This is a genomic window from Flavobacterium sp. UBA2787 (assembly GCA_002352205.1).
Taxonomy (GTDB): Bacteria; Bacteroidota; Bacteroidia; order Flavobacteriales; family Flavobacteriaceae; genus Flavobacterium.
Map to the genome: position 1 here is coordinate 32,007 of DEHZ01000007.1, position 12,846 is coordinate 44,852.

The 12,846-nt window shown below is 37.1% G+C and carries 3 protein-coding genes; all 3 read left to right on the forward strand.

Annotated elements, in window-relative coordinates:
• Window positions 1-110: 110 nt before the first annotated feature.
• Entirely contained in the window at window positions 111-4,184 is a 4,074-nt protein-coding gene (locus tag B4N66_RS05885; RefSeq protein WP_291093122.1) for a choice-of-anchor D domain-containing protein, read from the forward strand.
• Window positions 4,185-4,356: 172 nt separating this feature from the next.
• Window positions 4,357-9,015 (forward strand): reprolysin-like metallopeptidase, encoded by a 4,659-nt coding sequence (locus B4N66_RS05890; protein WP_291093124.1) that lies wholly within the window; start codon window positions 4,357-4,359, stop codon window positions 9,013-9,015.
• Between the two features lie 178 nt (window positions 9,016-9,193).
• The coding region (locus B4N66_RS05895; protein WP_291093125.1) for a lamin tail domain-containing protein at window positions 9,194-12,846 on the forward strand (3,653 nt) is incomplete at its 3' end.

The window sequence follows — 12,846 nt, forward strand, 5'->3', positions numbered from 1 at the left end:
ATTTAGTAACGCAAAGGTATTGAAATTCTGCAATTTAGCTGTAAATTTGTACCCACCAAAAATTCAACTATAAAAGCCAAAAAAACTATAAAAACTTATCATTTCCAAAAATGAAAACAAGATTACTTTTTTTAGCACTTTTTATGAGTGCTTTTTCGTGGGGGCAAGTTCAACTAAGTGAAGGAACACCCTCGCAAACGATTGATTTTTCTTCAACTATAGCCGGAGTTTCAAACGGAGCATACACAGGAACAGGGTTTCAAGCAACACCATCAGCCGGACAATTGGATTCGGATGCGTGGGCAGTGACAGGTTGGAGTGATGGAGCTTTAGTTTTTGGAGGAACAAGAACTATGGGCGATTATGCTAGAGGAGCTGCAACAGTGGCAGTTACAACCGGCGGTTTTTATTCTTACAGAGCAGCACCTCATAGTGTGGCTAATCCTTGTTTTATGATTCAACCGGGAGGAAGTGATTTTGCACCGGGAACGTTAACACTTCGTATTAGAAATAATGGAGCCGGTTTTATGAATCAAGTAAATGTTTCGTACAATTTATTTGTTAGAAATGATCAGGCGAGAAGTAGCAGTTTTAATTTTTCATATTCATCAGATAACTCAACTTATACAGCTGTTAGTGCTTTAGATTACACATCTCCGGCAGCTTCTACAGGTACAGCTTGGGTTCAAGTAGGAACTTCTCCTTCACGTTCAACATCAATAACCGGTTTGTCAATTGCTCCGGGCGATTATTTTTATATACGATGGAACAGTGAAGATGTTGGCGGTTCAGGTTCAAGAGACGAATTTGGTTTAGACGATATTTCGATGACAGCTTCGTTTGGTGCACCGAGTGCTCCGGTTATTACTAGTGATTTAACGGCTTCCGGTTTTGTTGGTTCGCCTTTTTCCTATACGATTACGGCTACCAATGCTCCAACATCGTTCAATGCTGACTTTTTACCGGCCGGATTTAGTATTGATACTGCAACCGGAATTATTACCGCAACCCCCGGAGTTACAGGAACATTTTTGGTAGCAATTTCTGCCATAAATGCAGGAGGAATTGATGAACAAACGTTAGTTATAACAATTACCGATCCCGGACCTGAAATAAATATTAGAGGAGCAACCGGAGGAACCAATCCGATTGTAAGCGGGAATACAATTCCAAATGCCTTTAACAATACACTTTTTGCCTCCGTCCTTATTGGAAATAATCAAATAAAAGACTACCGTATTCAAAATATTGGTGTTTCAAATTTGAATTTAACAGGAACTCCACGAGTGGTTATTACCGGTCCTCATGCTTCAGATTTTACGGTTATTGCTCAACCGGCAACCCCAATTTTGGCAGGGAATAATGTGGTTTTTCAAATTCGATTTACACCTTCAACGGGTGGAGTAAGAACTGCGGTTGTATCGATAGCTAATAATGATTCCGACGAAAATCCATATACATTCACTATTCAAGGAACGGGTTCTGCTCCTGATATTAGTGTGATTGGTAATGGTTTAGAAATCCCAAATGGAAGTACAACACCGGATCTTTTAAATCATTCTGATTTTGGCAATGTAAATGAAACTGCCGGAACTAAAGTTCGAAATTTTTATGTCACCAATTTTGGAGGAGAGAATTTAACATTGACATTGCCGGTTACAATCACCGGGCCAAATGCTGCCGATTTCACGGTTACAACTGTTCCATCTAGTCCTGTAGCACCCAATAATAGCACAACATTATCAATTACTTTTAATCCTTCTGCGTTAGGATTACGAGAGGCTACAGTTACTATTATTAATGATGTTATTGGAAAAAGTCCTTATGTTTTTGCTATTTCAGGTGTTGGAATTGATTTTGATGAATGTCAGTTAAGTGGTTTGTCTAATGTTCGAATTCAAAACTTTGATGCAGGTTCCACTTGGCCTTATACCACTGCAACCGAGTTAGGAGCAAATCCTCCGGTGGTAACGGGTGGAAGTGCTCATGGAGACAGTCGTTTTTCAACTTCAATAAAATATGCCGGAGCGAGTGGAAATAGTTTACAAGTAACCGGCCCTTTTCCATCCAATAACGATCCAAAAGCCAAAGTGATTGTGACATTTGATACGGTTGATGTTTCACAATATAGTCAGATTGATTTTGACATGAAAATTGGAGCTTATTCAACAACAGCAAACCCTTCTCAAGGACTTGATATTTCTGATTGGGTTTCAATTTATGTAAGTGTTGATGGCGGATTGACTTGGTCTAAAGAACTAATAGTAAAAGGATTGAGCAACTCAATTTGGAACATTAATACTAGTTCTGGTTCCTATAGTGGAGCTTATAAAGGTATTAACATTCCAAATGAAGTTCAGTCTCCCAGTGGTTCTATTAACCAAGGAGTTCGATTTTTAAGTATTAGCAATCTTCCATTGTCTTCTCAATTACGTGTGAAGGTAGAATTAGAAAATGACATTAACACGGAAGTTTGGGTTATTGATGATATCCGATTACGAGGAAGAACTCCTTTGTCTAAATCATGGAATGGAACCGCTTGGACCAGTGGAACCCCACCAACTTCTATAGAAAGAGCAATTTTTGCAGGTAATTATAACACTAACACTCATGGCGATGTAACAGCATGCGAATGTCAAATTAATGGAGGTAGAACTGTAACAATCACCGATGGAAATTACATTCAATCATCCGGAAGAATTGTCAATAATGGAACTTTAATAGTAGAAAATAATGGAAGTTTAGTGCAATTAGATGATTATGCAGTAAATATAGGAAACGCATCCGTTCGAAGAACAGCCAATATTCGTCGTCTGGATTATGTTTATTGGTCTTCCCCGGTCATTGATTTTCCTGTGCTAAGTATTTCTACAGGAACGCCGGCTTCTAATGTTTTTAAGTGGTTGCCAACCATTTCAGGAAATTTTGGAAACTGGACAACGGCCAATGAAAACATGGTGCAAGGAAAAGGGTATATTGTTCGTGGGCCATCGTCTTTTAATAATACAATTCAACCTTTCAATGCTGCTTTTGTAGGAGTTCCCAACAATGGTATTTTTACCCCAACAATCGAGCGAGGAGGATATACAGGAGGCGGTTATCCAAGTCCAACCAATCCGTTGATAACCGTAACTGCAAATGACGATAATTTCAATTTGATAGGTAATCCGTATCCTTCTGCTATCAGAGCATTAGATTTTTTAAATGAAAATACAAATATTGAGGGTTCTGTTCGAATTTGGACTCATGGTTTATTGCCAAACGTAGCGTTTAATGATCCTTTTTATAATAATTTCGCATACAATTACAGTCCAAATGATTATATAGTTCATAATGGAACGGGAACGGTTAGTGGTCCACTTGGGTTTAACGGTTTTATCGCTTCCGGACAAGGATTTTTTGTATTGATGAACGATGGAGCTGCAACAACAGAAACTGTTACATTTAAAAATTCAATGCGAAACATTACTCATGCAAACAATCAATTTTTTAGAAATGCAAGTGAGTTAAATGGTGAAAGTGATTTTAAAATTTGGTTGGATTTTATTCCTCAAAACGGTACTCCGGTAAGAACTTTACTGGGATATGTTGATGGAGCAACAAATGAAAAAGACAGATTATTTGATGCTTCTACCAAAATTGATGGTTCTTCAAAAATGTATTCGTTGATTGATAACAAACCATATATTATCCAAGGAAGATCGTTACCATTTGATGAAAATGACATTGTGCCGATGGGTTATAACACAACAACTGCAGGAACATTTACGGTAGCGATAGCAGATGTGATGGGATTAGATAATAAAAGAGTGTATTTGAAAGACAAATTGTTAAATAATATTCATGATTTAACAGCAAGTCCGTATGTTTTTGATTCAAATGCCGGTGTAGTTAATGATCGATTTGAATTACGTTACACTAATGAAACATTATCCAATCCAAACTTTAGCGAAATTGCTTCGAGTGTGATAGCGTTTGGTTCTAACGGACAACTTCATATAAAATCTTCGTTAGAAAAAATCAATAGCGTTTTGGTTTATGATGTTTTAGGAAGAGTAGTGTTTTCTCAAAAAGAACAAAGTACAAACGAATTTGTTGCAAACACAAACTTTTCGAAACAAACAGTTATTGTGCAAATCGAATTAGAAAACGGTCAAATTGTTACTAAGAAGTTAGTTTTATAACATTTTTAAAAGATAAATTAAGAAATCCCTTCCATTTTATGGTTGGGATTTTTGTTTTTCAATGTATTTTATCGATAAATTAACAAAAAAAGCAGTAATATTTTTAAATTCTTATTTTGGTTTCAATTTTTTTTATCATTTTTGGGAAACTAATTTCCAAAATACCAACAGAATGCCTAAAATGAAACAAATTCTACTCTTAGTAGTAGTGGTTGTTTTTTCGTTGAAAATGACTGCCCAACGCCAAAATCCATGGCAAATTGAAAACAAACAGACCACAGAAATGCTGCCAAAAGTCAATAGGAGCAGTACGCCAAAAACCTTTCAAGTTTTTTCTTTAAACATCACTCTTTTTAAACAGCAATTGCAAGGTGCTCCCATTAGAGGTAACTTTACCGGACGATCCAGCCATGAAATTCTTTTGCCAAATGCAGATGGTGTAGTAGAGCGATATCATGTGATGGAAACTCCTATCATGGAAAAGGAACTAGCAGAGAAGTTTCCTATGATTAAATCGTATGCTGCTCAAGGTGTAGATGATCCAACTGCAGTTGCACGTTTTTCGGTGACACAATTTGGTTTACACAGTATGACTTTTTCATCCAAAACAAGTACTTCTTTTATTGATCCTTTAACAGAGAATCAACTTTATTACATGGTGTACAAAAAGTCAGATTTAGTGTCAAATGAACCTAATTTTGAGTGTTTGACTGACGAAGGTATTTCTCTGCCGTCAACGGAATTAGATAGAAATGCTTTTGAACATGATATCTTTAACACAGATGATAATGTATTGCGAACCTATCGTTTAGCCCAGTCTTGTACAGCAGAGTATGGAAATATTTTTGCCGGCACAGGAACAATAGCTCAACAGAAAGCCAATATTCAAGCTCAAATGGCAATCACCATGACTAGAGTGAATGGTGTGTATGAAATAGATCTTGGTATAACTATGATTTTTGTTGCAGACAATGATGATGTAATTTATTTAGGAGCAACTAACTCCGATCCTTGGAGCAATGAATGGAACACAACCACAGCTCAAACATTAGATAGTGTAATAGGTGTAAATAATTATGATATCGGACACAATTTTAACACAACAGGGGGAGGAAATGCCGGATGTATTGGATGTGTTTGTCGTGCGGTTTCTCAATCAGGCACACACAAGGGAAGAGGATATACAGGAAGAGCGAACCCAACAGGAGATGCTTTTGATATTGATTATGTTGCACATGAAATGGGCCATCAATTTGGAGGATACCATACACAAAGTAATCAAAGTTGTCGTTCAGGTAGTGGTCAAACAGAAGTAGAACCCGGAAGTGCTTCTACTATTATGGGATATGCGGGAATTTGTGAAGCCGATGTACAACCAAACAGTGATGCCTATTTTGCTTATGTAAATATTCGAGACATCATGGCTTATGTGAAATCGACCAATGGAAGTTGCTCGGTGAATACGCCAATAGCTAATCAAACACCTATCGTATCTGCTGGTTTAGATTATATTATCCCTAGAAGCACGGCTTTTGTTTTAACTGCAGAAGGCTCAGACCCGGATAATGACGCTTTATTATACACTTGGGAACAACGCGATCCTGAAAACCCGGTTTCAAATGGCTTTCCTACGCCTACAAGAGCAGTTGGACCTATGTTTAGATCGATTACAGGTACTACTTCTCCCGAAAGGTATTTTCCTGTCATGACAACCATTTTGTCCGGTGCGACTGCTAATGATTGGGAAGTTGTTCCATCTGTTTCCAGAACCATGAACTTTTCTGTCGTTGCTCGTGATAATGTTGCCGGAAACGGTCAGACTAGTTCAGATTTAATGTTGGTAACAGTGAATGCAGCTGCAGGGCCATTTCTAGTAAATTCTCCTAATACTAACGTTTCTTGGTTAGCCGGAAGTAATCAAACAGTAACGTGGAATGTGGCAGGAACAACTGCTAATGGGGTCAACTCTCCTTATGTAGATATTTTCTTGTCCACCAATGGAGGAAGTAGTTTCCCGGTTTTATTAGCTAGTAAAGTTCCAAATGATGGTTCGGAAAACGTGACAATGCCTAATGCTGTTGGCACTCAAAACCGTATCATGGTGAAAGGTCATAATCATATTTTTTTAGACGTTTCCAATACTAACTTTACCATTGCAAGTAGCACACCAACCTTTGCCTTGGCTTTTAATGGTCAAGCCGATGGACAGAATAAAGCCATTTGTCAGGGAGAATCAGCAACATTTGAATTAGACTATTCTACTACAGGTGGATTTTCCGCAAGTACAGTCTTGTCAGTTAGTGGAAATCCATCGGGAACTACGGTGAGTTTTTCCCAGTCTTCCATTTCATCAAATGGCACCATTCAATTGAGTTTAACAGATACAGAAAATACTGTTCCCGGAATTTATCAAATGATTGTTACCGGAACATCAGGTTCTATTACCAAAACAGTAAATTTATATGTTGAGGTTTTAAATTCAACTTTTCAAGTGGTTTCGCCAATTAATCCATTGGATTTAGCAATTGGAGTTGTAAATAATTCAGTAGTTATTGAATGGGTGGCCGATCCGAGTGCAACAAATTACGATTTTGAATTGGCTACAGATGTAGAATTTAATACGGTTATAGTTACTCAAAGCGTAAATACGAATCAATATACAGCCACTAATTTAGACGAAAACACCAATTATTTTTGGAGAGTTTTACCAAAAAACAGTGGTTGTCAAGGGGAATTAAGTGCTGTCTATCGTTTTACTACAGGAAGTGGAATTTCTTGTGATCCGATAGTTAATTCAACAAATGTTCCAATTGCTATTTCTGCTTCTGGAACACCAACAATTAATTCTACTTTGACAATTCCATCCAATGAAAATCAAATCATTGATAAAATTACTGTTACATTGAATATTACTCATACGTGGGTTAGTGATTTAACAGTGACTTTAATCAGTCCATTGGGGACACAAATTGAATTGTTTTCAGCACAATGCACCAATCGTGACAATGCCGTTGCCACTTTTGATGATGAAGGAGTAACGTTAACCTGTCAAGGAACAACACCCACCATAACAGGTACATTAATTCCTTCGCAACCGCTTTCTACTTTAATAGGTGAAAATACGGAAGGAACATGGACATTAAGAGTATTTGATTCTGCAAATCAAGATGGCGGGACTTTAAATTCGTGGGGAATTAACTTTTGTACAATTGATGAAACGCCGTTGAGTTGTGGAGATATTACTTCAGTCTGGAACGGTACTACTTGGAGTAATGGGTTTCCAGTAAATAATGTTGCCGCAGTTGTGAATGATAATTTAGTTTTAACAAGTGATTTAGAATGTTGTTCATTTACCATAAACAATGCTGCAGAAGTGGTTGTTGAATCAGGAAGCAATTTAATTGTAGAAAATGAAGTATCCATTGCCGGAACTGCATTGTTAACAATAGAGAATAATGCTAATTTGATTCAGATAAATAATGTTGCTAATTCAGGAAATATTAATCAGTTTAGAAATACCAATCCGTTGATGCGTCTAGATTATGTTATGTGGTCTTCTCCAGTGACCGGTAATCAGAGTTTAAAAGATTTTTCTCCTTTAACAATGAACAACCGTTTTTACAATTATATTACTACAAGTAATATTTACACAAGTGTTGTAAATCCATTAAACACAAATTTTGAAGAAGGAATAGGATATTTAATTCGAATGCCGGATAATCATCCGACTAATCCAACTATCTGGACAGGAGAGTTTACTGGTGTTCCAAAAAATGGCGATATCGATGTTGACTTAACTTTTATAAGTAATACACAAAAATACAATGCTATCGGAAATCCTTATCCATCAACCATTAGTGCGGAGGCTTTTTTGCAATCAAACACGACTGAAATAGAAGGAACACTCTATTTTTGGAGAAAGACTAACAATGCCGCCGGCACTGCTTATGCCTCCTATACGTTGGGAGGAGGAACAACAACTTCGCCAACAAGCCCAGTTCCAAACGGAATCATTCAAGTCGGACAAGGTTTTATTGTTGCGGCTCAAAATGTGACCAATCCAACAGCAAGATTTACAAATGATTTGCGTGTAGATAATAATAGCAATCAGTTTTTCCGTTCAAATTTCGGATTACCATATGCAACACAAAGCGAAATGGAACGCCATAGAATATGGTTAAATCTTACCAATTCAAACGGCTTCTTCAGTCAAATGATGGTAGGATATATGAGCAATGCAACCAATGAAGTTGATCAATTGATTGATGGGAAATTCATCGGTGACAGCCAAATTGCACTATCTTCATTACTTAACTCTGAAGAATATGTCATTCAAGGAAGAGCTTTACCATTTGAAATTTCAGATGTGGTTCCGTTAGTATTCAGAACTAATACAGCGGGAAATTATTCTGTATCAATTTCAAATGTTGATGGTTTGTTTGAAGCAAATCAATTAATTTATTTAAGAGATAATTTAGCAGGAATAGTACATGAAATAAAAACCAGCACTTATTCTTTTTACTCAGAAGCTGGGGTTTTTGATTCTCGTTTTGAAATCATTTATGAAAATGATACGTTAGGAATTGAAAATCCTGAATTAATCAATTCGTTAATGGTAGCCACCGGAAATCAACAAATTGAACTACAATCAACTTCCGAATTAATCCAAAAAATTCAAATTTATGATGTGTTGGGAAGAAGGTTGTTTCAACACGATGCAATACAAAATCAATCGTTTGTGATTCCGGGATTACTTCCTCAAAACCAATCACTTTTAATTAAAGTTGAAATGAATAACGGTCAAACTATCACTAAAAAAATTATCTTTTAATTTACATTAACTATATAATTACAGAACCGGGCAAATTTGTCCGGTTTTTTTAATCCAAAAAACAGATTTGTTCGTAACTGATTTACCGAATGTTAACATATTCATAACTTAAATTGATGGTCATTTTTTACATTATGTGTAAATTTGTGATTGTCAAAAATTAAAAACTATTTACAACATGAAAAAAATTTTACAATTGAATGTATTTAAATTCATGGTCTTATTGTTTTGTTTGAGCGGTTACACTCTTTCAGCACAGTATACCACTGGATTTGAAGATGCCACTAAAACGGGTTATGCCTCAGGTTCGGTTACCTTGTCAGGCATAACTTGGAACATGACAGAGGCATTAATTGGGACTGATGCTGCTGATTGGAAAGTTGGGGCTAGGTCTGCTCGTATGAGAGGTTATGGTGCTTCTGCTATTTCAATGACCCAAAACAAAAGTAATGGTTTGGGGACACTTTCTTTTCAGTACAGAAGATATGGTACAGATGCTCAAGAAGCTTGGAAAGTAGAATATTCCCTTAACAATGGGAGCAATTGGACACAAGTTGGTTCAAATTTTACAGCTCCAGATAACAATGATGTGCAAACATTTAGCGAAACCGTTAATGTAATTGGCGATGTTAGGATTAGAATCAAAAGAGTTATAGAAACAGGCTCTTCAAATAGACGATTAAATATTGATTCAATTGAATTAACCGATTTTACCGGAGGAACTACCCCAACGATATCGCCTTCTGTTTCTTCCTTACCCTCTTTTGGAGATGTTAATAACGGAAGTAATTCTGCCAGTCAAACATTTACTGTAACCGGTTTAAATCTAACGGATGTTGTGGCAGTTACAGCTTCTTCAGATTTTGAAGTGAGTACAGATGATGTTTCTTTTTCAAGTGGATTAAACTTATCACAAACCGGTGGAACATTAGATGGTGAACCGGTAACACTATATGTGCGTTTTTCACCAACTTCTGGTGGATTGAATGATGGAACAATAACATTAACCTCAGCTGGAGCAGATAATAAAGTAGTAACCGTTTCCGGAAACGGTGTAGAACCAACACCGGAATTATTTGTTTCTACAAACACCTTACCTGATTTTGGAGATGTCATTGTAGGAGAGGAATCAACTAGTCAGTCCTTCACGGTTTCAGGATCTTTGTTAAATGCTAATACTTTAATTGTTGCTCCTGGAGATTTTGTGTTGAGTACTGATGATGTTGCTTTTTCTTCTTTTTTAAATTTAGGTCAAACCGGCGGAAATATCAATGGTCAACCGGTTACAATTTATGTTCGTTTTCAACCTTCTTTTACGGGAGTTACCGGTGGAGATATTGAAATTTCATCAACAGGAGCCACTCCGCAAATTGTTTCTTTAAGTGGAACAGGAGTAGACCCTATTATCGGTGCTCCAATTGCCATTGATGCAACCGACATTCAAACCAATTCATTTATTGCCAATTGGGAAGAAGTGAGTGGTGCAGCATCGTATCGCCTAGATGTGTCAACAAGTGCTACCTTTTCAGAACTTGTTGCAGGTTCAACTACAGTAGAAACCTTTACGGCTATTGGAGGTGGAACTGCTACCTCTTATTTAACTCGTTCTTGGACAGGTGTAGATGGTGTTAATTGGACAGCTTTTAAATCAAGAACAGATCAAGAAGTTAATGCAGGAGATGAGGCAATTACATTACGAAATGAAGCAGATTCGTATCTTATTTCAGATGAAATTGCGAACGGATTAACTGCTTTAAGTTTTGATGTAAAACAAAATTTCGCAGGATCAGGAGGGCAATTAACGATTCGAGTATTTCATGGAGCAGGTATGGCAACAGAAACGAATTTAGGAACATTCCCTTATTCTGAAACTGCTTCTACTTTTACTAGTGGCGTATTGAACATTACTGGGAATTTTATTATTAGAATTGATAATAACACTACAGCACGTCCGGCTATTGATAATTTAAGTTTTACCAGAAACTTAACAGAGGTACCATCTTTTGTTTCAGGATATGAAGATTTGACAGTAAACGGATTGTCTCAAACAGTAAGTGGATTATTAGGAAACACTGAATATCATTACAGAGTAAGAGCATTCGACGGAACAACCTCTGAAAATTCAAACGTAATTGCTGTTACAACTTTACCTGAAACGGATCCAATTATCACACCTTCTGTTACCTCTTTACCTGATTTTGGTGAAGTAATTGTTGGTACGGACTCAACATCGCAAAGTTTTACAGTAACTGCAGAGAATTTAGATGAAGTGGTAGTAGTAACGGCATCCGCTGATTTTTCAGTAAGTTTAGATGATGTTACTTTTTCGTCAACAGTAGACTTAACACAAACAGCAGGAGTGTTAGATGGTGAGCCGGTAACGGTTTATGTTCGTTATTCACCAACTTCGATAGGTTTAAATAATGGTACAATTACCTTAACTTCAGTAGGTGCTGACGATAAAACAGTATCTGTTTTAGGAACCGGATATATTCCAACACCTGAGTTAACAGCGTCTGTTAATTCATTACCTGATTTTGGTAATATTACGATAGGTGAACAATCGACAAGTCAATCTTTCACCGTTTCAGGTTCTTTTTTAACTTCAAATACGTTGATCGTAGCACCTGAAGATTTTGTATTAAGTACTGATGATACTAACTTCTCTTCATTCTTAAATTTAGGCCAAACCGGCGGAAATCTTAATGGTCAACCGGTTACCGTTTATGTGCGTTTTCAACCTTCCTTCGCAGGTACTACTGGTGGAGATATAGAAATATCTTCAACCGGAGCAACAACTCAAATTGTTTCTGTAAGCGGAACAGGTGTAAATCCAATTATCGATGCACCACTTGCTACCGCAGCTTCTTCGGTTGGGTCTGACTCTTTTGTTGCCAATTGGGATGCTGTAGAGGGAGCAACAAGTTATCAATTAGATGTTTATTCAATTGAAGGAGGAAGTCCGGCCGCTGATTTATTTATTTCAGAATATGGTGAAGGTGCTCCGGGAAGTAGAAAATTTGTTGAAATTTTTAACGGAACAGGTGCCGATGTAAATTTGTCTCAATATGAACTAGTAAGGGCTACAAACGGTGCAGGATGGCCAACAACCGGAACAGCAATTTTAGCTTTGTCCGGTACATTAGCAAACGGTGAAACACTTGTTGTAGCAAATAATGAAAGTGAGACAACTGGTGCAGATATTTATAACGTAGGTTTTGCAAGTTGGAATGGAAATGATGCCATAGGATTGTTTAAAAATGATGTACTGATTGATGTGTTTGGAACACCTGATAGTAATCCGGGAACAGGATGGAGCGTTGCCGGAACTAACAATGCAACAGTAGATAGAATACTTGTTAGAAAATCATCGGTGAATGCAGGAAATACAAATTGGTCTACTTCAGCGGGAACTTCAACAGAAGATTCTGAGTGGATTATTTCAAGAGTTTGGAGTGCCGTTGATACAAGTACACCTGCCACCTTAGGTTCACATAGTTTTGATGGAAATGGAAATAACACGGTATATGTTCTGGGTTATCAAAACTTATCAGTCAACGGAACTTCACAAGTGGTAACGGGACTTGAAGCAAATACTACTTATTATTATGTTGTTCGTGCTGTTGATGCTGTTTCAACTTCTGAAAATTCTAATGAAATCACGGTTTTAACTTTAAATCCTACTCTTTGGTATGCTGATACGGATAACGATGGTTTTGGAGATGATGATGATACAATTTTAGCTGTTGAACAACCGGTAGGTTATGTAGCCGTTGGTGGCGACTGCAACGATAACAACAACACCGTATATCCCGGAGCTGCAGAAATCTG